General features: G+C 60.5%; 20 protein-coding genes and 2 tRNA genes. 8 read left to right on the forward strand and 14 right to left on the reverse strand.

Translation table 11 applies throughout. The features are described 5' to 3' along the window. Positions 1 to 152 precede the first annotated feature (152 nt). Both AC6H1L_RS10405 and AC6H1L_RS10410 read right to left on the reverse strand, forming a co-directional pair. A tRNA-Leu gene (locus tag AC6H1L_RS10405) sits at positions 153 to 238 on the reverse strand. Positions 239 to 350: 112 nt separating this feature from the next. Continuing rightward, a tRNA-Leu gene (locus AC6H1L_RS10410) sits at positions 351 to 433 on the reverse strand. 344 nt (positions 434 to 777) lie between these two features. Here AC6H1L_RS10410 and ppk1 point away from each other — a divergent pair. Then, positions 778 to 2946 carry a polyphosphate kinase 1 gene (gene ppk1 / locus AC6H1L_RS10415; protein ID WP_497601421.1) on the forward strand — a complete coding sequence of 723 codons (2169 nt, stop codon included), beginning with the start codon at positions 778 to 780 and terminating at the stop codon, positions 2944 to 2946. 123 nt (positions 2947 to 3069) lie between these two features. Here the strand turns inward: ppk1 and AC6H1L_RS10420 are convergent, their stop codons facing one another. Together AC6H1L_RS10420 and AC6H1L_RS10425 are read right to left on the reverse strand one after the other, a co-directional pair. Further along, positions 3070 to 4044 carry a class I SAM-dependent methyltransferase gene (locus AC6H1L_RS10420; RefSeq protein ID WP_497601422.1) on the reverse strand — a complete coding sequence of 325 codons (975 nt, stop codon included), beginning with the start codon at positions 4042 to 4044 and terminating at the stop codon, positions 3070 to 3072. A gap of 7 nt (positions 4045 to 4051) precedes the next feature. Continuing rightward, on the reverse strand, positions 4052 to 4894 hold the full coding sequence (locus AC6H1L_RS10425) for a methyltransferase domain-containing protein (RefSeq protein ID WP_497601423.1): 843 nt from the start codon (positions 4892 to 4894) through the stop codon (positions 4052 to 4054). 507 nt (positions 4895 to 5401) lie between these two features. Here AC6H1L_RS10425 and AC6H1L_RS10430 point away from each other — a divergent pair. Next, positions 5402 to 6295 carry a fumarylacetoacetate hydrolase family protein gene (locus AC6H1L_RS10430; RefSeq protein ID WP_497601424.1) on the forward strand — a complete coding sequence of 298 codons (894 nt, stop codon included), beginning with the start codon at positions 5402 to 5404 and terminating at the stop codon, positions 6293 to 6295. Between the two features lie 176 nt (positions 6296 to 6471). After that, the gene (locus tag AC6H1L_RS10435; RefSeq protein ID WP_497601425.1) at positions 6472 to 7917 is read left to right on the forward strand and encodes an aldehyde dehydrogenase family protein; all 1446 of its coding nucleotides are present in this window, start codon (positions 6472 to 6474) and stop codon (positions 7915 to 7917) included. 73 nt (positions 7918 to 7990) lie between these two features. On the opposite strand, the gene AC6H1L_RS10440 is transcribed toward AC6H1L_RS10435, so the two are convergent. The 4 genes from AC6H1L_RS10440 to AC6H1L_RS10455 all read right to left on the reverse strand — a co-directional run bounded on the left by AC6H1L_RS10440 (position 7991) and on the right by AC6H1L_RS10455 (position 12126). Next, positions 7991 to 8695: a response regulator gene (locus AC6H1L_RS10440; protein ID WP_497601426.1), complete on the reverse strand. Its 705-nt coding sequence runs from the start codon at positions 8693 to 8695 to the stop codon at positions 7991 to 7993. Continuing rightward, complete coding sequence (locus tag AC6H1L_RS10445) at positions 8670 to 9992, reverse strand: GAF domain-containing sensor histidine kinase (RefSeq protein WP_497601427.1); 1323 nt, start codon at positions 9990 to 9992, stop codon at positions 8670 to 8672. The genes AC6H1L_RS10440 and AC6H1L_RS10445 overlap by 26 nt, the downstream gene beginning before the upstream one ends. A 383-nt stretch (positions 9993 to 10375) precedes the next feature. After that, on the reverse strand, positions 10376 to 11149 hold the full coding sequence (locus AC6H1L_RS10450) for a gamma-glutamyl-gamma-aminobutyrate hydrolase family protein (protein ID WP_497601428.1): 774 nt from the start codon (positions 11147 to 11149) through the stop codon (positions 10376 to 10378). Between the two features lie 527 nt (positions 11150 to 11676). Then, on the reverse strand, positions 11677 to 12126 hold the full coding sequence (locus AC6H1L_RS10455) for an FtsB family cell division protein (RefSeq protein ID WP_497601429.1): 450 nt from the start codon (positions 12124 to 12126) through the stop codon (positions 11677 to 11679). A 309-nt stretch (positions 12127 to 12435) separates the two neighbouring features. Here AC6H1L_RS10455 and AC6H1L_RS10460 point away from each other — a divergent pair, with 309 nt between their 5' ends. Both AC6H1L_RS10460 and rho read left to right on the forward strand, forming a co-directional pair. Next, entirely contained in the window at positions 12436 to 12996 is a 561-nt protein-coding gene (locus tag AC6H1L_RS10460; RefSeq protein ID WP_497601430.1) for a hypothetical protein, read from the forward strand. A 647-nt stretch (positions 12997 to 13643) separates the two neighbouring features. After that, positions 13644 to 14903, forward strand: coding sequence for a transcription termination factor Rho (gene rho / locus AC6H1L_RS10465; protein WP_297160661.1), 1260 nt, complete (start codon positions 13644 to 13646; stop codon positions 14901 to 14903). Between the two features lie 1245 nt (positions 14904 to 16148). Here the strand turns inward: rho and AC6H1L_RS10470 are convergent. Next, positions 16149 to 16718, reverse strand: a complete 570-nt coding sequence (locus tag AC6H1L_RS10470; protein WP_497601431.1) for a hypothetical protein — start codon at positions 16716 to 16718, stop codon at positions 16149 to 16151. Then, positions 16705 to 16941, reverse strand: coding sequence for an FmdB family zinc ribbon protein (locus tag AC6H1L_RS10475; RefSeq protein WP_497601432.1), 237 nt, complete (start codon positions 16939 to 16941; stop codon positions 16705 to 16707). The genes AC6H1L_RS10470 and AC6H1L_RS10475 overlap by 14 nt, the downstream gene beginning before the upstream one ends. A gap of 122 nt (positions 16942 to 17063) precedes the next feature. Here AC6H1L_RS10475 and ychF point away from each other — a divergent pair, with 122 nt between their 5' ends. Beyond that, positions 17064 to 18236, forward strand: a complete 1173-nt coding sequence (gene ychF, locus AC6H1L_RS10480; protein ID WP_497601433.1) for a redox-regulated ATPase YchF — start codon at positions 17064 to 17066, stop codon at positions 18234 to 18236. A 76-nt stretch (positions 18237 to 18312) separates the two neighbouring features. After that, positions 18313 to 19509 (forward strand): M20 metallopeptidase family protein, encoded by a 1197-nt coding sequence (locus AC6H1L_RS10485; RefSeq protein WP_497601434.1) that lies wholly within the window; start codon positions 18313 to 18315, stop codon positions 19507 to 19509. Between the two features lie 74 nt (positions 19510 to 19583). Here AC6H1L_RS10485 and AC6H1L_RS10490 read toward each other — a convergent pair whose 3' ends face one another. The 4 genes from AC6H1L_RS10490 to AC6H1L_RS10505 all read right to left on the reverse strand — a co-directional run bounded on the left by AC6H1L_RS10490 (position 19584) and on the right by AC6H1L_RS10505 (position 23217). Further along, a complete protein-coding gene (locus AC6H1L_RS10490) occupies positions 19584 to 20942 on the reverse strand; it encodes a metallophosphoesterase family protein (RefSeq protein WP_497601435.1) in 1359 nt (452 codons plus the stop codon). 91 nt (positions 20943 to 21033) lie between these two features. After that, positions 21034 to 21513, reverse strand: coding sequence for a hypothetical protein (locus AC6H1L_RS10495; RefSeq protein ID WP_497601436.1), 480 nt, complete (start codon positions 21511 to 21513; stop codon positions 21034 to 21036). A gap of 271 nt (positions 21514 to 21784) precedes the next feature. Then, entirely contained in the window at positions 21785 to 22339 is a 555-nt protein-coding gene (locus AC6H1L_RS10500; RefSeq protein ID WP_497601437.1) for an O-acetyl-ADP-ribose deacetylase, read from the reverse strand. A 182-nt stretch (positions 22340 to 22521) separates the two neighbouring features. Then, positions 22522 to 23217 carry a Crp/Fnr family transcriptional regulator gene (locus AC6H1L_RS10505; protein WP_497601438.1) on the reverse strand — a complete coding sequence of 232 codons (696 nt, stop codon included), beginning with the start codon at positions 23215 to 23217 and terminating at the stop codon, positions 22522 to 22524. 170 nt (positions 23218 to 23387) lie between these two features. On the opposite strand from AC6H1L_RS10505, the gene AC6H1L_RS10510 reads away from it, so the two are divergent. Further along, on the forward strand, positions 23388 to 23669 hold the full coding sequence (locus AC6H1L_RS10510; RefSeq protein WP_497601439.1) for a DUF2249 domain-containing protein: 282 nt from the start codon (positions 23388 to 23390) through the stop codon (positions 23667 to 23669). Positions 23670 to 23672 lie beyond the last annotated feature (3 nt).

Here is a 23672-nt window from a genome sequence, read left to right on the forward strand (position 1 = left end):
GCCGGGGGCGGGATAAGGATGCTTCGCCTGCTTGCCTGCCCCCAAGCCACTACTTGCTTGCCTCTTCCTGTCCGTGCCGCTGTGCGCAGGGGGGCTCCACTAGCGAATGGAAGGAGCTACCCTCGCTGCAGCTGACTCTGGGACCTTTGCGATGGTGGGCGGTGAGAGACTCGAACTCTCACGGTTTTTCACCAACGGATCCTAAGTCCGTCCTGTCTACCAATTTCAGCAACCGCCCATGTCGATGCTCCAGCGAGGAAACACTGTCCATCATCAGGCTGCAGGAGTGCTGCTCTTTACGCGCTTCTGCTCTGCTCGTCGCACTCCCGCAGCCTTTTCGTGGAGGCCAGTGGGCGGTGAGAGACTCGAACTCTCACGGTTTTTCACCAACGGATCCTAAGTCCGTCCTGTCTACCAATTTCAGCAACCGCCCATGTTAGCCTTGCAGCGTTTCCACGCTGCCAGCCGTCGTGCTTCAGGGGTGCTGCTCCTCGCTCCTACACCCCTGCTGTCTTGTAAGGGGATGAAACGCTCTTACCTGAGTGATGATACATCAGGGGGGCTATCAGTGTCAAGGTGAGCACTCTCTCCGGCCCAAGAGGGGGAAGGGCCAATCGTGGGGGCAACGGGCAGCCATGTGGCCTGGCTTTGCCTGGTCTGCTCTGGCCTGGCTGACAGCGACCATGACAACCTGACTCCCTCGCTGGACAGCCCGTGCTATCATAAAGCTAAGGAGACGCCCGCCAGGCTAAGGGGCAGAAACCATCTAAAGAGAGCATGGAGCAGCCGCCACTTTCCTCATCTACCTCGTCCTCGATGGACCTGGAACGACCCGAGCTGTATATTAATCGTGAGTTAAGCTGGATCGAGTTCAACCGACGTGTCTTTGAGGAGGCTCAGGATAGTCGCCATCCTCTGCTAGAGCGGGTGAAGTTTTTGTCTATTTTCGATACGAATCTCGATGAGTTTATGATGATCCGCGTGGCCGGCCTGAAGGATAAGGTTGCTGCGCGCGTGACGACACCCAGTCCCGACGGCTTAAGCGCTGAGGAGCAGCTACGCGAGGTCCGTCAGCGCCTGGCCCCGCTGGTGCAGGAGGTGCGTCGCTATTGGCGACAGGAGCTGTTGCCACGCTTGGCGGAACAACATATCTATATTCTTGATTATGAACAGCTCGACGAGGAGCAGCGCGCCGCTCTAGCGGAGTATTTCGAGTACGAGATTTTTCCGGTGCTGACTCCGTTGGCCGTCGATCCTGGCCACCCTTTCCCTCACATTTCGAACCGCAGCTTGAATCTGGCGGTGGTCATTAACGATGCTGTTCATGGTGAGCGCTTTGCCCGGGTGAAGGTGCCTCCACGTCTGCCGCGCTTTATTCAGGTGCCGCTGCCGCTGCACGCCCGGACAGTCTCAGGGGTGCAACCGGTGGCTTTTGTGTGGATCGAGCAGGTGATCGCTGCTCATTTGAGTCGGCTTTTCCCAGGTATCGATGTTTGGGAATCGTACCCGTTCCGCGTCCTGCGCGATGCAGATATTGAGCTGCAGGAGGACGAGGCTTCGGATCTGCTGGAGGATGTTGAGAAGAGTGTCCGGGAGCGCCGCTTTGGGTCGGTGGTTGATCTGGCTGTCAATCCGTCTATGCCCCCGCGTATCCGCAGTTTGTTGCTCGATAATCTGGAGATCGATGCTTCGGATCTGACTGTGATCGATGGGCCGCTGGGTATGGGCGATCTGATCGAGCTGCATGCGCTCAACCGACCCGATTTGAAGGACCCCCCGTTTACGCCGCGCGTGCCTCGCTTGCTCTCAAAGTACTGCGGCGATCTCTTTGCCGCTATCCGTGAGCAGGATCTCTTGCTGCACCGCCCCTACGATAGCTTCAGTGTGGTGGTGGACTTTATTCGCGCGGCGGCGACTGATCCTCAGGTGCTGGCGATTAAGCAAACGCTCTATCGGGTGGGGACGAATTCGCCTGTGGTGCATGCCTTGCTGGAGGCGGTCGAGCATGGGAAGCAGGTGGCGACGCTGGTCGAGCTGAAGGCGCGTTTCGATGAGGAGAATAATATCGAGTGGGCCCGGGCGCTGGAGCGGGCCGGTGTGCATGTGGTCTATGGCTTGATTGGTTTGAAAACACATGCTAAGGTGGCTCTGGTGGTGCGCCGTGAACCCGACGGGTTGCGTCGCTATGTTCATTTGAGTACGGGGAATTATAATGCGATGACAGCCCGTACCTATGAGGATTTCTGCTTGTTGACCTGCGATCCCGTGATCGGGGCCGATATTTCTGACCTCTTTAATTCCTTGACCGGTTATTCTCGCTTGAATGCTTACCGCAAGTTGCTGGTTGCGCCGGTCAGTCTCCGTCGCGGCATCTTGGAGCGCATTGAGCGCGAGATCCGCTTGAAGCGCGAGTACGGCTATGGCTTGCTAATCTTTAAGCTGAATGCCCTGGTCGATCCAGAGATCATCTATAAGCTCTATGAAGCCTCGCAGGCGGGAGTACGTGTGGAGTTGATCGTACGCGGTATTTGCTGCTTACGGCCCGGCATTCCGGGGGTGAGCGAGAATATTCGCGTGCGCAGCATTGTGGGCCGTTTCCTGGAGCATAGCCGCATCTATTATTTCTACAACGGCGGGGCTGAGGAGCTGTTTCTAGGAAGCGCCGATATGATGCAGCGCAACTTGAATAATCGGGTAGAGACGCTGTTTCCTATCGAGGACCCTCGTCTGCGTCAGGCTATTCGTGAGCGGGTACTAGAGGTCTTGTTAGCGGATACGGTCAATGCACGCGAGCTACTGCCAGATGGTACCTATACCCGCATTCGTCCGCAGCCGGGAGAGCCGCCGTTGGATTGCCAGGCCTGGTTTCTGCGCCATCCACTGATCGAGGAGGACGATAACGACGAGGCTGGTCCGACGATCAGTGCGCTGCCCTCGGGCGCTTAGGGCCAGCGCCCTGGAGGTAAGGTTTCCTGCCTCACTTCTCCCCTGTGCTCTTGGCCGCGCCTGCTGTCTCTACCCTCACCTTGAGGTGGGTGAGGGCCGCCGGGATTGTGGGCATAGTGATGCCTACTCGGCCCGTCGTCGGCCATAGGCCGAGATGATGATCCCCCAGCCGCAGAGGTCGGGCGCCTGTAGCTCACGCTCAGCCTGCTCCAGCAGGGCCGTCAGCTCTGGAGGGCTGATCAGTCCCTGTTGAACGATCAGCGGCGCTGCCAGGCGAACCTCAGTCAGGCATTGCTGTAGAAAGAGGGCTGTGATGGTTTCTTCTGACCGTTCCAGCATCCCGGCTTTGCGGGTCAGGCCCGACTGAGGCTGGCGTCCCAGGTCGGCAATGTGGACATCGTAGGCGACCTCGCCCAGTCCTGTGGCGAGCAGCATGCCATAGAGTCGGCTGGCAACGCCGAAGCTGAGTCCGCTTTCGTCCAGCGCGTGGCCAAGCCGGTACCAGCAGCGATTGAAGAGTTGGCGCAGTTCGACAAAAGCGCTGCTGCTGCTCTCACAAGGTTCAATTTCGACCAGGGTGAGCCAACCGTGGGGACGCAGCACGCGTTGACATTCGGCCAGGAGCGTTGGCCAGGCGCTGGCCGCGATGAAGCGAGCGCAGGCGCGCATATGAATGTAGTCAAAGGAGCGCTCGGCCAGCGGAAAGGGACGGGTGAAATCCATGTGACGAAATTCGAGCTGGTGGAGGCCAGCGCGGTTGCGCCGGGCCTGGGCCCGCTGCAGCAGGCGCCGATCAAGGTCAACGCCACAGATGAAGAGGCGCGGATAGCGGCGAGCCAGACTAAAGATCCATTCACCGCTGCCACAGCCTAAATCTAGCACGCGCTCTATGCTCTCGATGTCAATCGCCTCGGGGAAGAGGCGCTCCCCCTGCATATGGAGAAGATAGCGATGGCGAATGATTTCGTCCTGCACTTCGGGAGGAACGTCGGCAGAAGCCGCAGCGGCAGCGGCTCGTCGGCGTCGAGTGCCGGGCTGTCGCTCCCGCCGCTCTTGAAGGTGACTGGGCTGGCTTTTGTTTTGAAATGATTGGCTCATGATCGCTCTATCGCTTTCGCGCCGTCACCGAGAGGAGGGCGCCGGAGGCACAGAAATCCTCGCCGTCAAGGTCGTGCTCGGCCTCGGTGAGGAGCCTTGTAAAGGTCTCCTCATCGCAGCCCCCCTGCGCCAGGATGGGCGCTTTTTGCAGGGCCAGGTCGCGGAGCAAGCGCCGACAACAGGCCCGGCCCGCCGGATTGTTCCATCCTCCCAGGTCCACAGGATAGAGCCGATAGTGTATTTGCTCAAAGCCCTGCGCCTGCAAGAGATGGCAGAGATGTACGCCACTGTCGACGAAGGGGCCGCCCCCCTCTGCCCGCGCTTTCCCAAAACTGTAGCCTAGCGCGCTCCATGTAGCGGTGGCAAGGGAGCGCAGGCGCTGGTAGGCAGGGCTAGAAGAGGGACCGGCGAGAAAGGCCACGATGTTGATCTGGCCGCGCAGCCGCAGCACGCGCCGGCATTCGCCCAGTAACGCGGGCCAGCGGTCAGGGCGCAGTAGCGGCCCCATGAGGAATAGATGCACGAGATCAAAAAAGTTGGCTGCAAATGGCAGGGCCTCGGCAAGGGCAATTTCAGCGATGCTCAGCCGCTGTAAGACTGTTTCGTCAAGCTGCTGCCAGCAGGCAGAGAGCGCACGGGGACTGGCGAAGAGAGCCACCACGCTCAAGCCAGGATGGGCGCGCACCACCGCCGGCGCCCAGACAAGATCGGCATAGCTCAAGTGCAGGACTCGTCTGAGGCGCCTGATGTCTATCTCTGGTGGGAAGAGTCCATGCTGAGCGTGATATAGATGCTGCAGCTCCTCCAGATCGGGAATACTGTATACGAGCTGTTCTTCCGTATAGTCCATCACGCGCTGTTCTCTGCCAAACCTGCACATGCCCCCCAGATTGCAGCGCTACCAGTGAGCATCGGAGCCAGTTCCGAGGCCGGCTGTGGCTCCACCATGAGGGCGCACAGGGCAGAAATGACTCCTTACGGCTCTGGCTCACGCTCAGGCTGCTCGGGCTGCCTGATCTTCCTTCGTTTGCGCCTGGTACCCGGGGCGCCTGGGCGCCTCTATAGCCAGCTTGGAACATGGCCGCGTCTCATGCTGCCTGGCGGCGCGCTTGCCCCCTCTCTTCACTCCACAGCTGAACCATACTGTGCTTTGCTTTATAAATATGCATTGATAATGACGAGCGAGCCATTCTTCAGTAACAGGGATGCAGCAGTAACAGGGATGCAGCGAGAGCGACGAGCAAGCCGCTGAGCGGCAGAGGTTGACAGGCTGGCGCACGGCGGCTATATGGTTAGAAGATGCACTTCATTTGAAGCTTCCGCATCGCCACAACGAGCAAGGACAAGGAGCATAGCCATGCAGATCATTCGGTATCGCGACACGGATGGTCGCGAGCGCGTAGGGTTGCTCACTGGCGAGGGAGGGGTACGGGCCTTTCCCGATGCGGAACAGCGCCTTTGTGACCTCTGGACTCTGCGTGCTACCGAGCTACGCGCCCTGGTGAGTGCAGTAGCGACGCGTGGAGCGGAGGCCGAAGCCAGGCCACCCTGGCTGGCCCCGATCGATGGAGAAAGCGAGGTGTGGGCCGCCGGTGTGACTTACAAGCGTTCTGAGGAGGCACGGCGCGAGGAGAGCGCCACGCCAGACATCTACGCGCGCGTCTACACAGCAGAGCGACCTGAGCTGTTCTTTAAGGCGACCCCGCGGCGCGTGGCCGGTCCCGAGGCGGCGATCGCCGTGCGTTCCGACTCCGACTGGGACGTACCAGAACCCGAATTGACGCTTGTGATCAACGCTCACGGCGAGATTGTCGGCTACACTATTGGCAACGATGTCAGCTCCCGCAGCATCGAAGGAGAGAACCCGCTCTACCTTCCCCAGGCCAAGGTTTATGCCGGTAGCTGCGCCCTTGGTCCGGCCATTGTCCCGGCCTGGGAAATTCCCGATCCCTACGCCTTAAGCATCGAATTGACGATCGAGCGCGACAGGCAAGTGTGTTGGCAGGGCCGCAGTTCGACCGCCGACCTGCGGCGTCGCCTGGAAGACCTGGTCGCCTATCTTTTCCGCGAGGATGAGTTTCCCGCTGGCGTCTTTCTCTGCAGCGGCACCGCCCTGGTGCCCGAGCGACCGTTTACCCTGCAGGCCGGTGACGTCGTCAGCATTACGATTACAGGCCTCGGGACCTTGCGCAATCGCGTGGTGCGCGGCAGGCTGGCCTTGAAAGCGGCAAGTGGGGGCCAGTCTTGCTGACAGTGCAGCCAGAGGCTGTAAGTGTGAGATAGGATCTTCAGGGCAAGCGGAACCGGAAGGAAACAGGGCAGCGGTCCGGTCTTGCCTGCCGACTTGGCGAAAGGCCCGGCCAGGAGTGGACAAGGCCGCCCGCTATTCTGTGCTTGAGCAGCGATGGAGGAAGGAGAGATCTGCCTATGACCATTGAACTGCGCTCCTATATCGGCGGCACCTGGCGCGATGGCGTGCGCCTGAGCGATGATCTTAACCCGGCCCATCCGAGTGAGATAGTGGCCCGGACCTCGCTGGCCAGCGCGGCGCTGGCCGCGGAAGCGGTGGAGGCCGCGCGTTCGGCCTTCCCCGCCTGGCGCGCGACGCCGGCCCCAGCGCGAGGCGACATTTTGCGGAAGGCCGCTGATTTGCTAGAGCAGCGCGCCGAGAGCGTGGGGCGCGACCTGACGCGTGAAGAAGGCAAGACCTTGTCCGAGGCTATCGGCGAAACCAAACGCGCGGTCTCTATCCTGCGCTACTATGCCGGGCAGGCGCTAGAGCCAGATGGCGAGACCTACCCGAGCAGCTCGCGTGTCACCTTTCTCTACGCCCGCCGGGAGCCGGTTGGTGTGGTCAGCGTGATTACCCCCTGGAATTTCCCGATTGCGATTCCAGCCTGGAAAATCGCCCCGGCCCTGGCCTATGGGAACACGGTTGTCTGGAAGCCCGCCGAACTGGTACCATTAACAGCGGTGCATTTCACCCAGGCCCTTCTTGATGCTGGCCTCCCCCCTGGTGTCCTCAACCTGGTCCTTGGCAAAGGCTCCGAAGTAGGCGATGTCCTGGTAACCCATCCTCAAATCGACGCCATCACTTTCACCGGCTCTAACGCCGTTGGCCGCGCGCTTCAGCATAAAGCGATCGAGCACGGCAAAAAGGTGCAGCTAGAGATGGGAGGCAAAAATCCGGCGGTGGTGCTCGCCGATGCCAACCTCGATGTCGCTGTTGAGCAGGTCGCGCGGGGAGCCTTTCTGAGCGCCGGACAAAAGTGCACGGCCACCAGTCGTGTGATTGTCGAACGCTCCATTTTGCCGGAATTTCAGGAGCGTCTGGTAGCGCTGGCCCAGAGCTGGAAACTCGGCGACCCACTGGAGCCAGATACACGCGTCGGCCCGCTGGTCTCGGAGGATCAGCTGCAGAAAGTAAGCGGCTATCTGCAGCTAGCGCGCCATGAGGGAGGGCGCTTCCTGGCTGGTGGCGAGGCCATTACGATCAATGGCGAGGGCTACTACGTCCGACCGAGCGTCGTAGCTGACCTTGATCAGGGCAGCCGTGTGGCTCAGGAGGAGATTTTCGGTCCAGTTGCGGCTCTGCTGCCTGCGGCCTCCTTCGAGGAAGCCGTGGCTCTGGCCAACGCCACACCCTTCGGCTTATCGGCCAGCCTCTTTACAAATAATCTCTCGCTGGCGTTGCGTTTTGCCGCCGAGATTCAGGCTGGCGTGGTCAAGATCAATCAGGAGTCGGCTGGTCTGGAGTTTCAAGTCCCCTTCGGCGGCATGAAAGAAAGTTCGTCCGGCTCACGCGAGCAGGGGAAAGCTGCACGCGAGTTCTTCACCCAGTGGAAGACCGTTTATATCGACCAACTCCCTTGAGTCTGCTGGGCAGAGCGGGCCACATCGCATGGTCAGCGCTGATAGCCGGCACAGCGTGGCTCGCTCGCTCAGCTCAACGCCAGGAAGGATTGCCCTGGAGCGTGATCAGACCGCGCTGGGCTGCCAGGGCCACGGCCTCAGTGCGGTTGGTGGCCCCTAGTTTGTTCATAATAGAGCTGACGTGAAACTTGGCGGTGCGCTCGCTAATCACCAGACGGGCTGCAATCTCTTTATTAGGCATACCCTGGGCCAACAGGCGCAGGACCTCTAGCTCACGCTCGGTCAACGGCTCGTAAGGATAGGTCGCAGACGACGGCTCGCCGCTCTGCGCAGGCGCGGAGCCTGAAGCGCTCTGCTGCTGGACAACCTGGCGCAGCAACTTCGAGGCGACCACCGGCTGCAATAGGGAGCCACCTTCCATCGTCACACGAACGGCCCGGAAAATTTCCTCGCGCGGCGCCCCTTTGAGCAGGTAGCCACTGGCTCCCGCCCGTACTGCATGCAGAATACGCTCATCATTATCGAAGGCAGTAAAGACAATCACCCGCGGTTTCGGCTCTAGCTCAAGCAAGCGACGAATAGCCTCTACACCATCTAAAACCGGCATCTCAAGATCGAGCAAGACGACATCTGGCTGTGTCTCGCGCGCACGCGCGACCGTCTCCAGACCGTTGGCAGCCTCGGCTACCACGGCAAAATCGGGCTGCGTCTCCAGCACGGCCCGCAGGCCTTCACGTACAATTGGATGGTCATCAGCGAGCAGGATGCGAATCGTCATAGAGGGACCTTTCTTGCTCCTGCCCGTGGTAGGGCAGATAGACACTAATGGAGGTGCCGGCGCCCGGCAGGCTTTCAATACGAATGTGAGCGCCGAGCAGGCGGGCGCGCTCGCTCATGCCAGCGAGGCCAAAATGGCCCGCACGGGTATAGTCCTGAGCATGTTCAGGATCGAAGCCACGACCATCATCCTGTACCTGGAGCACAATCACCTTATCACGAACCGCCAGCGTCAGCGTAATATGTTCGGCGGCAGCATGTTTTAGAGCATTGTTCAGAGCCTCCTGAGCGATGCGATAGAGACCGGCCTCACAATGAGGCGAGAGCGACGGAAAGCGGCCCGGCGCATCGCCCGATCCTGATCCAGGCGGCGGCTCATAGCGATACTCCAGTTGGGCGCCACTCTCGGCCCGCAAGCGTTTTACCAGGAGCGCGAGCGCCTCGGGCAAAGCATGATCTTGCAAGGGAGCGGCCCGCAGATCCATCACTGAGCGACGTGCCTCTTCGAGATTGCTCCGCGCCAGAGCCAGGGCGCGCCGGATCGCTGCCTGCGCCCGTTCAGGTTGCGAGGAGAGCACGGCGTCGGCGGTCTCTAACTGCAAAGCGATCGCAGCCAGGCCCTGAGCCAGCGTATCGTGAATCTCGCGCGCCAGTCGGTTACGCTCCTCGATAGCGGCCAGGCGAGCCGCGGCGCGCGTATGCTCGGCAGAGAGGCGCGCTCGCTGAAGAGCCAGGCCGATCTGATCGCCGATAATGTGCAGCAATTGCAGCTCTGACGAGGACAACTCACGCCAGTCCTCGCTTGCCACGTTCAGCACCCCCAACGGCGTTTCGCCCACATGGATCGGTACGCTGGCATGAAAGCGCAGCCCCCAGGAAGAGGGGTCGCCCTCGCGCTCCGCATTCCTCAAGCGACTGCAGCGCAACACGTTGATATTGGCCGCGCTGGCCAGATTGCCGCCTAGAAAGGTATCCAGACAGAGACAGCGGCCGGTCATACGCTCAGGATGGTCAGCCAGATAAGGAGGTAAGGACTGCGAGGCGGCCAGAAACGGTTCACCCTCCCTATCAAGCAACCAGACCCAGCCTGTCTTGAGGCCCAGCAAACGCGTCACCTGACTCAAGACCTCCTGCAAAGCCTCACGCACGTCAACCTTGCGATTGAGCTGGCCGGCAATAGTATAGAGGATCGCCAGCTCGCGGTTGCTGCCAAGCAAGGAGGCGGTTGCTTCCTGGTCGACATTTGCCGGAGCACAATCACCGCTGACGCGAGCGCGATGCCCTTCAGAGTCCATCATATCCCTGCCTGCTGACGAGAGCAACCCACACACCACCGTCATACCATACTCTGGCGCACATGGCTCAGAGCTACCGCTGAACGGTGGTGTGTCCGGCACATCCATACAGAACCGACAACGACCGGCGAGATATTCTCACCTAGTATATCACACAGCGCGGTGCAGGCAGGCCGACCGGCTGACCGCCTGGCGAGCAGGGCCACAAGGAAGCCCCAGGTTGCCTGAAGGAAGAAGAGGCAGCGGTCCAGCGGTCGCCCCAGTCCAGCAAAAGGCACGCCGGCCCGTCGCCGCGAGCCTGTCTCTCCAGAGTACAGGCAGCGCCAACGGGCCGGCGCCAGGGGTTGCCAGGGAAAGGTGTCTGCAGTCACACGACCACTCTCTGCTCAAGCGGCGCCGACCGGCAGCGGCACAGCACGCTGAGATTGGGGAGCGGCCTCCTGGAGGCCGCAGGCCTGGACAAAAGCCGAGAACACGCGGGCACAAGCCGGAACCTGGCGATAGATCTCCTCTGGATGACACTGCAGAGCCAGAACAAAGCGCTTTGTCGGCACCTCGATCGCTTCCACCACGCCATCTTCGGCGCGCGCAGCAATCCGCACTCCCTTGCCCGGCTCCTTAACCGCTTGATGATGAATGCTGTTCGCCCAAAACTCACGCTCACCAGTGATAGCGGCCAGGCAGGTGCCGGGTTCGACAAGCACCCGATGAATCACCTGGCTGCGGGGCAAATCCTGATTCATATGGCGTAGACTGCCAGCATACTGGCTCTCCAAATCCTGGTAGAGCGTCCCCCCTAGCGCCACATTGAGCAACTGCATACCGCGACAAATGCCCAGAATCGGCTTCTCCGCCCGCAGAGCCCAATGGGCCAGAGTCAGCTCAAACTCATCGAGCGCAGGATCAGTGTCGCCCAGGCGCGGATGCGGCTCCTCACCATAGCGGCGCGGCTGTATATCCTGTCCACCGGGCAGAAGCAGCCCATCGAGACGAGAGAGCAGGGTTTCTAAGGCCGAGAGATCATGCATCAGAGGGATAAGCACAGGAACGCCCCCGGCATCCTCAATGGCATGGACATACGACCGGTTATTGCCATAGATCGGTCGTTGAGAGCCATGCCGGTAAGCCGGATGGCACGGAATGCCGATCAAAGGACGCATCGTTTCGACGCCTTTCATATAAGATTTCGCGAATGATAATGAGAGCTATAAAAACAGAAGAAGCGGAACGCTTGTGATGCGTTCCGCCTCAGAGGAGATGCCAGATACTACACAACGAAACGCATCGCTGCGCAACCAAGCTTACGAAGCTCCAGCATTACGAGCCGGAGCCCGTTAATAATAAGCATAAGCATCTCCATAAGGCCCATAAAAGCGCAGAAAGTCCGCGGAGAGAGAGCTGAGACGCGCGGACACTGCGGGCAGGAGACGCTCACGTGGTCGCCAGCGATAGCACGTTTCACGTTGTCTACCTCAAAAGGCTAACAATGTTGTTGGTTTGTTGCTAGTGATAGTCTATCCTCATTATAGGCAAGACGTCAAGCCTGTTGTGTCATGCTATTACTTCTATGCTATTGGGCTATGCCCTCTGGCAGCCCGGGCCGCAGAGGCAGCCCGGGCTGCCAGATGCCCGCTCAACCAGCGGCGGAGTGAGCAGCGCCCTGGCGATCAAACGGGCAACCCAGTGGCTAACTGCCGAAGAGCACCGCCCACCATTGGGACCAGAAGCCGCCGCCGGAGGCGACAGGAGCCGCTCGGCGCTGCGCAGGCGGCTGAGTGGACGGCGGGCTGACGATCACCACGCGATGCTCACCAGGCCGTACATAGCCCAGACGCTGACGGGCCTCACTTTCAATAACAAAAGGATCTTTGTAGTAGGCGACCAACTTCTGGAGCTGGTCGTGACGCGCCAGCGCCTGCTGATACTGAGCGCGCGCGGCGGCCTCCTGCTCTAGCAAGCGACTATTCGACCAGGCTTGCGCGATCGAGCCGAGCAAGAGCGAAAGGCAGATCAAAGCAGTCACCCAGACCAGGCCGCGCCTGAAGAGCACCTGACGCCGCGCACGGCTGGCACTGTTTCCTCCGCCGAAGCCGACCGCCGCGGTCACGCTAGAACCGCTGCCATCTTGTCGGGGCATGAGTCGTCTTCTTCTCCTTGGCGTGTACTGCATGGTGGCCTACCTTCTTTCCTGCCTTCCTAGCCAGTGCCTGGAAGGCTGCTTGTTACTGCACAACAAGACGCATCTGCAGCGATGCTCTCTGTCAAAAAACTGCTGGCGATGCTCGGGCCAGAAGGTATGCTATGTAGAAATAATACACGATCTTACGCTCACGCGCGTAGCAGAAGGAGACATCATGAACAGAAGAAAGGCCGCGCTGGCCATTGGGAGCACCCTGCTATACTGAACACACAAGCAGAATCACATCGTCGAGGAGGATCAGCGGCCATGCTGTTATCAGCTCTCGCGCCTGGAGACCAGCCCCCCGCCCATACCCGTTCACTGAGGACTGTCTCGCCCGCGCGCGATCTACCCCCGTGCCTAGACTACATCTGGCAGACCTACTTCGAGGACATTCCGCGTGTCAATGAGGTGCAGATTGCCTACTGCCAGCCCTGGAAGCGCCGTCTGGGACTGATCCGGCTCGCCGAGGAGAGCGGCGTCACCTTTATCGGCATTAATGCTTTGCTCCAACATGAGCTTGTACCGGAGTATGTGCTGCTCATTACCATCGCCCACGAGCTGGCTCACTATGCCCACGGCTTTGGCTCGCCCCTGCCACGCCGCTATCGCCATCCGCACGCGCATAATGTCGTGAATCACGAACTGGATCAGCGTGGCCTGCACGAAGAGCGTCGTCTCTGCGATGAGTGGATTGACAAACAATGGTTTGCGTTTTATGATATGGTACAACAATCGGGTTGGATAGAGGCCCGGGTCAGGCATCTACCGCACTCATCTTCAGCGGGGCTGGCTGGCCCTGAACTGACCGACCAGGTATCCGAGTAAGTAAGTGCGGGCTGCCAAGAGCGTCGCCAGATCGCACTCACCCGCGCGCGGGGCGCCAGCCCCCGCGGGAAAGGTGCTATAGCTAGCTGCTTGTCTATCTGCCTGTCCGCCTGTCTGCTCTCCAGCCGGCTACCCAACGAGTGCGCCCCGGTCCGTCCGCGTCACTCGCTATGCTCTTTGACCTGCTCGCAAGCTCGTTGTCGGCTAGTCAGCAAGCAAGCTAGCTAGTTTGCTCGCTTGCCTGTTTGATCGCTTACTCGCTTGCTTGCTCTGGCTTCGCCTCTGGTCTGGCCCCGGCTCGTCGAGGCGGCAGCAGGCCAGGCAAGCGGGTAGAGAGGGACAGAAGCGCACTGCAGCAGGCAAAAAACCAGGGTTAAGGCAGTTGACATTGCTTTGTGCCTGTGGTATAGTGAAGCTGACTCCCCGGACCAGTACCTCCCGGGTCGTCGATCCGTTTCCGGGTCCTGCAACCAAACTGGCATTACTTCAGCACAGCAAGCGTACGGTCACCACCTGTTCACGGGTTTTCAGAGACGGAAGCCTGTTATGTACCTGTTCCCACCAGCAGCCTTTATGAAATCTAGGTTCAACCAGAAAGGAGAGGGGGCGTGTTCTTTCCCAAAAGGACATAATTCGCCCAACGCAACGTGAACATCGCTGAGCTAGAGACCAAAACGATCGCAGAGTTGCGCGAGATTGCTCGCGACCTCGAACTTTCCGGCTATACAACCCTCAAAAAACAAGACCTCATTTTCCGGCTTCTTCAGCAGCATACCGAGCAGCAGGGCAATATCTTTAGCGCCGGCGTGCTCGAAATTGTGGAGGACGGCTTCGGCTTCCTGCGCCAGGAGCGCTTTCTGCCGGGAAACATGGATGTCTATGTTTCTCAGTCGCAGATCCGCCGCTTCGGCTTGCGCACCGGTGATATGGTGACCGGCCAGGTGCGTCCGCCGAAGGATAACGAGAAGTACTACGGCCTGCTGCGCGTGGAGGCGATCAATGGCATGAACCCGGAAGATGCGAAACGGCGTCCCCATTTCGATAATCTGACGCCCATCTTCCCCCGCGAGATGTTCGATCTGGAAACCGGTCCGACGAACATCGCCGGTCGCCTCATTAACCTGGTCGCCCCCATCGGTCGCGGTCAGCGTGGTCTGATCGTTTCTCCTCCCAAGGCCGGCAAAACGATGCTCCTGAAGGCCATCGCCAATTCGATCACTGAAAAGTACGACGATGTCCATTTGATGGTGGCCCTCATCGGTGAGCGCCCTGAAGAAGTGACGGATATGAAGCGCTCGGTGAAGGCCGAGGTGATTAGCTCGACCTTCGATGAGCCAACCGAGGCCCATACCCGTGTGGCCGAAATGGTGCTGGAGCGCGCGAAACGCCTGGTCGAGGGCGGGCGCGATGTGGTGATCTTGCTCGATAGTATCACTCGCCTCAGCCGCGCCTATAATCTGGCTGTTCAGCCGAGTGGCCGTACGCTCACTGGCGGCCTTGATCCCAGTGCCCTCTTCCCGCCCAAGCGCTTCTTTGGGGCCGCACGGAAGGTCGAGGAGGGTGGCAGTCTGACTATTATCGCTACGGCTCTGATCGATACCGGTAGCCGTATGGACGATGTGATCTATGAAGAGTTCAAGGGCACCGGTAATATGGAGCTGATCCTTAATCGCAAGCTGGCTGAGCGCCGTGTCTTCCCGGCCATCGATATCAGCCTCTCTGGCACGCGCCGCGAAGATCTTCTGCTCGATGAGAAGACGCTGCGCGCCGTCGTGCTGATGCGCAGAATGTTCTCTACTCTGGCTGAGCAACGCGGCCTGGAGGCTATGGAGGCTCTGCTGCAGCATATGGCTAAGACGCAGAATAATATGGAGTTCCTGGCTACTCTGAATAAGAGTATCTTGTAGGTTAAGAACGTAAGGTGAGTAGGTAGATAGGTAGAGGAAAGCCCTTTCAGGGGCTGAAAGTGTGTGTTCCTGCTTCTCTCTGCCGGCTGGCTGCGCCAGCTATGTCGGCTTCCGCCTGTCCGCTTCGCTAGTGTCGCTACGGCGTTGTGCTGTGGCGCTGTGGCAGTGTGGGCACTGTGGGCATCGTGGCGCTGTCACACCGTCGCATCGTCGCACGGCTTGGCTTCTGGCCCTCTCGACAGTGTCCCCTCTGTTCAACCGGCCTGCTCGGTCGTTGCTCTCCGCTCTTTTTCCTTCGCCAGCGACGAGGCGAGGTCGTCGACAGGTCAGTCAGTCGACAGGTCAGTCCCCGCCAGGCTTCGGCTGGCAGGTTACTGCGCTTCTCAGGTGCTCTCTGCTGCTTGCTCTCCAGGCTCTCCCAGGGGAAGGCAGACAGATCACCAGGGTTGTGGAGCAGCAGGCAAGCCCTGCTCCTGATAGGGCGAGGAGCTGTGAACAGGCCAGGTGCTCTCTCCGTTCATATGATGGCGGGTTGCCCGGCTTCTCTGCTGTGGCTGCTGGAAGGCTGCCACTTGTTGGCAAGGTGGACGCTTGCTTATGGACCGGCCTGCTCTGTGGGCGGGTTTCCTGACAGGACCCTTTGGGTTCCAGCCCAGGCTTGCTAGATGCCGCTTGGCCCGAGGCCGTTTGGTTCGGCTGAGCAAGCTTGCGGTTGTGCCGGCTGTTCGCGGCTGCTGCGCGTCAGTTCGGCCCAGCCATCAGCCTGGTCCCTTGCTGGACACCAAAAGAGCAGGCAAAGGCGAGTTTGTTCCTCTTTGTTGGCCGGCACTACGTTCGAGGTCGCTGTGACTACTTGCTCTTGCCGCGCGCTCTTGATGACAGCGGAGACAGACCTGACCTCAGCGGTCTTGCTCGTCTGCTCTGGCAGGTTCGTGGTCGCTTGTGACTGCGCTTCGTGGCTGATCTCATCGCGGTGGTGCTGTGAGCTGTGAGGAGTACGAGCAGGATTGAGCTGAGGCCCGGATGGCAAGCTGCCAGCAAGGGCCGAGGTTGGGGTGTCGCCTCATTTTAGCCGTGAACAGGTGGCTGACCGTGGAAGCAAAAAAGCGCGGCGGGCTGCTTTTCCCGCACAGCGCTCTTTTTTATGGCTTGCCCGCCCCCTATGGACTATACTGCTGAGCGGAACTGTAGTGCACGGTCAGACGCACGTACAGGGGGAGGTCTGCTCTCCTCCCTCTGGAGCCACTAGAGGGTCACCCGTCGGCCACCGGCTGGCATGGTGAAGCGCAGGAAGCCACCCTGAGCCAGGCGTGTGCAGACGACAGCGACTGTGTAGAGGGCCAGGAGCAGGACCGCTGTGCGCAGCTCATAGAGGGCGAACTGACCGAGGGTGAGGTGCGCGTCACCGCTGGCGAAGAAACGCCAGAGAGCCGGGCCTTGTTGTACGCCTCCCAGGGCGTTGACGGCCAGTCCCAGTGTGAGCGAGATCACCAGGTCAATGAGGAAACAAAGACCTGCCAGTAAGGGACCAAGGAGCCAGAAACGCCGACTCATGCGCTCCCGCCGGGTTGACTGGATGCGATAGGTTGCCCAGATGGGACCGCCCAGGTACTGCATGAACAGGAATAGCAGGGGGAGGAGCACAAACAACCAATCAGGGAAGACCTGCGGGCTGATCAAAGCTCCCAGGCGCCCCAGCGTGTAGATCACGACCGCCTCGATGACGCCACGCCGATAGCTGGTTTTGAAGAAGAGGCGTGGCTCCTTCTTTGGCGGTCTCTGCTGAGTTGGGGTAGAGGTTTCAGTGGCAGCCACAGCTCCCACCACCACAGCCGCAGCTCCCGCCTGTCCCGGCGGCGAACTCCTCTCTGCCGCCAACCGATGCCGTGCTCAGACGCTGGGCCGCAAAGACTGAGAGCAGACGTCGCACGTTCTCGCTCCCGCATTGCGCGCAGACCACGTCGTCGGCATGGTCGTGGCTGACCAGGAGTTCAAAGCGGGATTTGCAATCACCGCAGCGATATTCGTACAATGGCATGAGAAGCGACCTCCGCGTTGTTGCACAAGGAGAGGGGCAATCAGGAATGCCACTCCTAATTGTAAGGGAGGGTTACAGGACCGTCAAGACAAGAAAAGTTGGTCAGGAGGGGTTTGTTTGCTATGGCTTTGAGAATCGGCATCGTCGGCCTGCCCCAGAGCGGCAAGACGTCGCTCTTTAATGCTCTGACGGGTGCCCAGGCGCCCATTAGTGGCTATGCGACGCGGACGGTGCAGGCCAATACAGCGGTAGTTCAGGTACCCGACCCGCGCTTGAAGCCGCTGGCGGAAATCTTCAAGCCCAAGAAGGTTACGTATGCAACAGTGGAGTTTGTGGATGTGGCGGGCATGGGCCAGCAGGATGAGGAGGCTCGTAAGGGGGGCCTGAGCGCTGAGTTTCTGGGCCATATCCGCAACGCCGATGCGCTGGCGATCGTTCTCCGCACCTTTGTCAATGAGAATGTGCCTCACCCTCTCGGCAGCATTGACCCGCTGCGCGATCTGGAGCAGCTCGATAGCGAGCTGGCGCTGACCGATCTGGCAACCGTTGAGCGCCGCATTGAGCGCACCGCCAAAGCAGCCAAGTCGGGCGAGAAGAAGTATCAGCAAGAGCTAGAGACTCTAGCACGGCTGCAGGAGGCCCTCAGTAATGGGGTGCCAGTGCGCCGCCTGGAGCTGAACGCTCAGGAGCAGGCGCTTGTGAAAGAGCTGTTCTTGTTGACGATGAAGCCGCGCATGTATGTGCTGAATGTGAGCGAGGATGTGCTTGCTGAGGCCGCGGCCCTGCTGGAGCAGATTCATCAGGGTGCCACGCCAGCCCTGGAGACGCTGGCCGGCGAGTTGCGCGGTGTGGCGGCGGTAGCGCTGCGGGCCCGCTCTGAGGGGGCTGAGACGGTGGCGGTCTCCGCTCGCCTGGAGGCGGAGCTGAGTGAGCTGGCTCCAGAGGAGGCCGCCGAGTATCTGGCTTCGCTCGGCCTGCCTAAGCTGGGCGCGGAGCGCGTGATTCAGGTTGGCTATCGCTTGCTTAATCTGATTACGTTCCTGACCGTCGGTGAGGATGAGGTACGCGCCTGGACCGTGACGAAGGGGGCCAAAGCTCCCGAGGCCGCCGGGAAGATCCATTCAGATATGGAACGTGGCTTTATTCGCGCCGAGATTACGCATTTCGATGATTTCATGGCCTGCGGCGGCTCGTTTGCGGCGGCAGCTCGCAAGGGCTTGCAGCGCCTCGAAGGGAAGGATTATGTAATGCAGGACGGCGATATCGCCCACTTCCGTTTCAATGTGGGGCGCTAAGGCCGGAGCTGGCCTGGCAACTAACCGGATAGTGTTGCTTCGCCGGTCCGGTCATTTCTTCTGCTGGAGGAAGAACATGGCTTCTATTGAGCATGATACCTTGAAGCAGGAAATCGATGAGATGGTGCCGGAGATCGTGGCCCTGCGGCGCGATTTGCACCAGCATCCCGAGCTAGCATTTGAGGAGGTGCGCACTGCCGACATCGTGGCCGGTCGCCTGCGCGCGCTCGGCCTGGAAGTGGAGACGGGGATTGCTAAGACTGGTGTGGTCGGCCTGCTGCGCGGGACCGCGGGAGAGGGGGGGCGCACGCTGGCTATTCGCGCCGATATGGATGCCCTGCCCATCCATGAATTGAATGAGATCGACTATCGCTCAACTGTCGATGGGAAGATGCACGCCTGCGGTCACGATGGTCATGTCTCGATTGCTCTGGCGGTGGCAACGCTCCTGAGCCGCCATCGCGATCAGCTAAAGGGCGCGGTTAAGTTTGTGTTCCAGCCGGCTGAGGAGGTAATCGGGGGCGCAGCTCCAATGGTGCAGGCTGGCGTGATGCAGGGCGTCGATGGGGTGATCGGTCTGCATCTCTTTAGCGGCCACCCGGTTGGACGCGTGGGGGTACGCAGCGGCCCGATCTTCGCCGCCGCCGATCGCTTAGAGCTGCGCGTCAAAGGCAAAGGTGGTCACGCCGCTATGCCCGAGGGGGCGATCGATCCGGTGGTGACCGCGGCTCAGATTATTCTGGCGCTCCAGACCTTGATTAGCCGCGAGACTTCGCCGTTTGAACGGGCAGTATTGACGATCGCCAGTGTCCACGCCGGGTCAGCTTTCAATATCATTCCCGAAGAGGCCCTCTTGCAGGGCACGCTGCGCACCTTTGATGAGGGCCATCGTCAGCGCCTGATCGAACGCTTGCGCCAGATGGCGCAGAGCATCGCCGCCGCTCACCGGGCGACGTGTGAGGTTGAGGTGGCCGATGGCTGTCTGGCCTGTGTAAATGATCCGGTCATGACCGAAGTGGTGCATCGCGCCGCGGTGGCCGCTGTCGGGCCCGAGCGCGTCGATAGCGATGAGCGGGTGATGACGACCGGCAGCGACGATATGGCCTATTTTTTGCACGCTGTGCCAGGGTGCTATTTTATCGTCGGTGCGCGCAATGAGGAAAAGGGCGCTGTCTATCCGCACCATCATCCGCGCTTTAATATCGATGAGGAGGCCTTGCCTGTGGCTGTGGAGGTCCTGGCCCGTACGGCGCTCGATTACCTCCGGCCTTAACTGCTGATTACGGCTGGCGAGCCGCAGGCGCGTGTTGCCAGCGACGCTGACGTGCAAGAGTGCTGGCAGGCTGACTACGGGGCCGCTCCCGCTGCTCCGCTCCCAGACAGCAGCTCTGCCCGCTTTTCGCGTAGATACTGTGCCAGAACGGCGGGATCTTCTTTCTGCAGGGCGCGCTCTTTGAGTTCGGCCAGGATTAGCCCCCAGGCTTCTTTTGCCGGTAGATAGCGGCTATCGTAGCCGAGTAGCTCGGCGAAGATGCGACGCTCCAGCTCATGCCAGGTGGAGCGATCGCGCCCGTCCAGCCCTTCGCCAGCGAGCAGATAATCGCGGTCGCTGGTGTTGTTCTCGACACGGGCATGCAATGGCTGGAAAGCGGAGCGTAACAGTTCTTCCATGTGCTGGAGATCGAGGGCGTCGGCGTCAAAGCCCAGTGTTCCTACAAGCTGGACCTGGACAACTGGGCGCCGACGTTCCTCGGCACCTCTATAGCGCGGACCTTCCCGCTGGCAAAATTCCGCGAGTCGGGCGTAGATGGCCTCGGGAGTTGTCAGACCATCAACGCGCAGTTCATGGCGGACAAAAGGACGCCGGCTGTTGACGAGATGCGTGGCCCGATGGTAGCAGGGGCGTCCTGACATATCGCCTGGCTGTGCCTGACTGGTGTCGATTTCGACAAAGTAGTAGCCGCGTTCCTGCCACTGGGCTTCTTCGGCGCTCCACGTCTCGGGCGAGCCTGGGTTATAGATCCAGCCTTCGAACTCGTAGGGCTTGTGAATGTGGCCTAATGCCACATAGTCGACGTAGGGGCGTAGACGCTGAAAGTGGCTCAGCGATGGCAATCCCTGGAGACGTGGCACTACGCCCTCGATGCCGGTATGCATAACGAGCAAGCGATATTCGAGGCCGGTGCTCTCCTGGCGAGCGTGCTCAGCGGCCAGGGCCTCGGCCAATCCCTCCAGACAGCGCAGCGTTGCCGACCCTTGCCAGGGTAGCCCGTAGACGCGCAGCCGCCCCTCCAACAGATCGACGTGCGAGCCAAGCATCGTGTGTTTGTTCCAGGGTGCGATGACAGGTGCGCCTCCGCGCATTTGTGGCGCCAGCAGGATCAGATAGCCTTGATGGCAGAGAAACTGGAGCCAGGAGATGCCGTCGCGGTAATAGCTGCGGTCGTGGTTCCCCTCGACGGCAATGACGGGGATGTTGCGCTCCCGTAAACGCCGCAGCCCCTCGATGGCCTGCAGCAGGGTGCGGGCATCTATGGAACGCTTATTGAAGAGGTCGCCTGCAATGACGACAAAGTCGACCTGCCGCTGAACCGCCTCATCCATGATTTCCCAGAAGGCGCGGGCAAAGTCGTTGAAGCGCTCGCTAACGCCATACTGCTCGTATCCCAAATGGATATCGGCGACATGAATGAAAGATGCTCGCACGCTGGTGACTCCTCCCTAGGCGACTTACTTGCTGATCCGTTGCTACACGCCTGACTGGCTCCCCCTGGCTGATCGTTCTCTCAGACAAGCGCTAGGCTGGTCCGGTCATCATGGCCCGAATGGCCGCCGCTACCAGAATGAGCGTGGCAATGCTGAAGATGAGGACATCGCGCCGGACGTTTTTGCCGCTGGAGCTGTAGGTGAGAGCCACGGGCAGGATAAAGACGACGATGGCCCCGTAGACGTAGTGGAGCCAGTAGAGGCCCGTGCCGGTTCCAGGACGAAGCCCCATGAGGACCATGATGACACCAAGCAGGCCCTGCAGGGCTGCAACGCAGCCTGTTACAATCAGGGCAATGCGCCAGGCTGGACTGAAGGTCTCGGTTCTCTTCGTAAAGAAGAGGAAGAAGCCCCAGATGGTTGTGATAGCGCCTGTCGCCAGGATAAGAAATTGGTTCCAATAATGGAGCGTGATGAACACCTGCGCCATTGTATACCTAGCGCAACCGCCGGCTGGCAGGCTTGCCCGGACTGAACCGGGCTGCCGCCATTCGCGGCTGCGTCCTTTCATTGCTTAAGCTTCTTAGTGCCTTGATGTCGAACGGATGGGGACACTCGCCCTAACTATAGCGCGCTCGCCTTGGAAAAAACAAGAGTAGGACTGGCCTCGCCCCCCAGCGGGAACCTTTGGGCCACCTGCACGCCCGCCCTAACAGCAGGGGGCCTGTCTCCCGCTAGGCGAGCGTGGCCTAGGAAAAGATGGGGAGAGTACGAGAGCGCCGCTGCCTCCAGCGCGGCGGCTAGCCATCGCTGTCGCGCTGGGGCAGTGGAGCATGGCCGCCTCATGGCTGAGCGGGCACCAGCGAGGCGAGCGCCTGGGCATAGGCCCTGTACGCTTCCTCGCCGTAGAGCACCATCATGACGCGCTTGAGGGAGGTCGGTTTCTGGAGATGAGCGATGATCGTCTGCAGGGCGATAGGCGCAGCCTCATGGAGCGGGTAGCCATAGGCGCCCGTGCTCAGCGAGGGGAAGGCGATGCTCTGCAGGCCGTACTGCTCGGCCAGGTCAAGGCAGCGCTGATACGCGCTGGCTAGCAGGCGTGGCGCATCGTGATCCACTCCATAGATGGGGCCAACGGCGTGAAAGACGTATTTCGCGCGCAGCCGGCCCGCCGTCGTCACGACGGCGCTGCCGGTTGGGCAACCGCCGATCTTACGACATTCCTCCATGATCTGAGGGCCGCCGGCACGATGAATCGCCCCATCGACCCCTCCGCCCCCAGCCAGAGCCGAATTAGCGGCATTCACAATGGCATCCGCTTCAACCTCGACAATGTTGCCCTGCATCAGGGCCAGCCTCACCCCGTTGATAGTCCGTGTCTCACGCTCTTCTAGCATGGTGGTCACCCCTTCTCTCATCTTGCCAGAGGCCAGGCATGCCTGGCCTCGAAGGAGGAGCGTCTCCAACTCACTCGTGCTCGCTTCCCCTTCTCCATTGTGACTGATGGGAGTGGGTCCTGACAAGCGCGCCGACGGGGAAAGTCAGCTCCTTGCCTGCCTTAGCATACAAGAGGAGCAAGCTACGAGCCTGATCCAAAGGCCGATCCACTACCGGCCAGGAGCCGCAGGCGTTCCTGATTGACAATCAGCACGCGCCCCTGACGGGCGGAGATGGCCCCGGCAGCTTCCAACTCTTTGAGGGCGCGCCCCACCACTTCGCGCGCCGTGCCGGCCAGGGCAGCCATCTCTTGCTGGGTCAGACGACGCGCCTGACGCCCCTCGGCCAAGGCCTGCTCTTGCTCCAGTAGAATACGGGCCACACGCGCTGTGACATGCCGAAAGGAAAGGTCCTCGACCAGGCCAACGAGATGGCGCAGGGCCAGGGCCAGAGCGGCAATGACGCCCTCGGCCACCGCGGGCCGCTCTCTGATCAGCCGGCGCAGCTCCTCGCGACCGATAATATAGATGGTACTTGGCTCCAGGGCCGCTACATTGGCAGGATTGGGCCCACCATCCAGCGCAGGTACGTCGTTAAACGTATAGCCGGCGCTGATGAGGCGCAGCACCTGCTCTTTGCCGTCGGGTGAGAGCTTGAAGACCTTGACAAGGCCGCTCTGCACATAGTACAGCGCCCCACCGCGATCTCCTTCCATGATGATCAGTTCGCCACGCGCGTAGCGCCGCTCTCTGGTGACAGCCGCCACACGCGCCAGGTCTTCAGCCTCCAGGCTAGCAAACATCGGTATGCGGCGTATCGCCTCCTGATCGACCGCCATATTCTCCTCACTCGGTAGCTTGTAGAGCTACCTCAACGAGCGCGAACCAGATGCGACAAAAGTTACTGTGTCGGCGAACTCCGAGCTTTACACTTAGGATTGTAGCGTTGGTTGACGATCTCTGTGAATGCTGGACGCTCGGTAAGAGTACTGAGCAGGAAAGGAGGCTTATGGAGACTGCACACGAGCAGGCCCAGCTCTGGCGCCAGCAGGCGACGGCTCTGCTGGACGTGCGCCCCGACCTGGAACGCGGCGATGAGCCTTTTGTACGCATTATGGAGGCGGCTACTCCTCTGAAGGTGGGTGAGACTCTGGTGATCGTGGCGCCTTTTGAGCCGGTGCCGCTCTATGGAGTGTTGGGTGGACGCGGCTTTCGCCATGAGACAGTTTGTCTGGCCCCTAATGAGTGGGTGGTACGCTTTACGCGCGAGGAGGTGCCCGCGGGACAGTGAGTG

The sequence above is a fragment of the Thermogemmatispora argillosa genome (genome assembly GCF_059696725.1).

Excerpts from the sequence above, each read along its gene's own strand:
- ppk1 (WP_497601421.1), top strand. The coding sequence starts at position 778 with ATGGAGCAGCCGCCACTTTCCTCATCTACCTCGTCCTCGATGGACCTG.
- AC6H1L_RS10420 (WP_497601422.1), bottom strand. The coding sequence starts at position 4,044 with ATGAGCCAATCATTTCAAAACAAAAGCCAGCCCAGTCACCTTCAAGAG.
- AC6H1L_RS10425 (WP_497601423.1), bottom strand. The coding sequence starts at position 4,894 with ATGGACTATACGGAAGAACAGCTCGTATACAGTATTCCCGATCTGGAG.
- AC6H1L_RS10430 (WP_497601424.1), top strand. The coding sequence starts at position 5,402 with ATGCAGATCATTCGGTATCGCGACACGGATGGTCGCGAGCGCGTAGGG.
- AC6H1L_RS10435 (WP_497601425.1), top strand. The coding sequence starts at position 6,472 with ATGACCATTGAACTGCGCTCCTATATCGGCGGCACCTGGCGCGATGGC.
- AC6H1L_RS10440 (WP_497601426.1), bottom strand. The coding sequence starts at position 8,695 with ATGACGATTCGCATCCTGCTCGCTGATGACCATCCAATTGTACGTGAA.
- AC6H1L_RS10445 (WP_497601427.1), bottom strand. The coding sequence starts at position 9,992 with ATGATGGACTCTGAAGGGCATCGCGCTCGCGTCAGCGGTGATTGTGCT.
- AC6H1L_RS10450 (WP_497601428.1), bottom strand. The coding sequence starts at position 11,149 with ATGCGTCCTTTGATCGGCATTCCGTGCCATCCGGCTTACCGGCATGGC.
- AC6H1L_RS10455 (WP_497601429.1), bottom strand. The coding sequence starts at position 12,126 with ATGCCCCGACAAGATGGCAGCGGTTCTAGCGTGACCGCGGCGGTCGGC.
- AC6H1L_RS10460 (WP_497601430.1), top strand. The coding sequence starts at position 12,436 with ATGCTGTTATCAGCTCTCGCGCCTGGAGACCAGCCCCCCGCCCATACC.
- AC6H1L_RS10475 (WP_497601432.1), bottom strand. The coding sequence starts at position 16,941 with ATGCCATTGTACGAATATCGCTGCGGTGATTGCAAATCCCGCTTTGAA.
- ychF (WP_497601433.1), top strand. The coding sequence starts at position 17,064 with ATGGCTTTGAGAATCGGCATCGTCGGCCTGCCCCAGAGCGGCAAGACG.
- AC6H1L_RS10485 (WP_497601434.1), top strand. The coding sequence starts at position 18,313 with ATGGCTTCTATTGAGCATGATACCTTGAAGCAGGAAATCGATGAGATG.
- AC6H1L_RS10495 (WP_497601436.1), bottom strand. The coding sequence starts at position 21,513 with ATGAAAGGACGCAGCCGCGAATGGCGGCAGCCCGGTTCAGTCCGGGCA.
- AC6H1L_RS10500 (WP_497601437.1), bottom strand. The coding sequence starts at position 22,339 with ATGCTAGAAGAGCGTGAGACACGGACTATCAACGGGGTGAGGCTGGCC.
- AC6H1L_RS10505 (WP_497601438.1), bottom strand. The coding sequence starts at position 23,217 with ATGGCGGTCGATCAGGAGGCGATACGCCGCATACCGATGTTTGCTAGC.
- AC6H1L_RS10510 (WP_497601439.1), top strand. The coding sequence starts at position 23,388 with ATGGAGACTGCACACGAGCAGGCCCAGCTCTGGCGCCAGCAGGCGACG.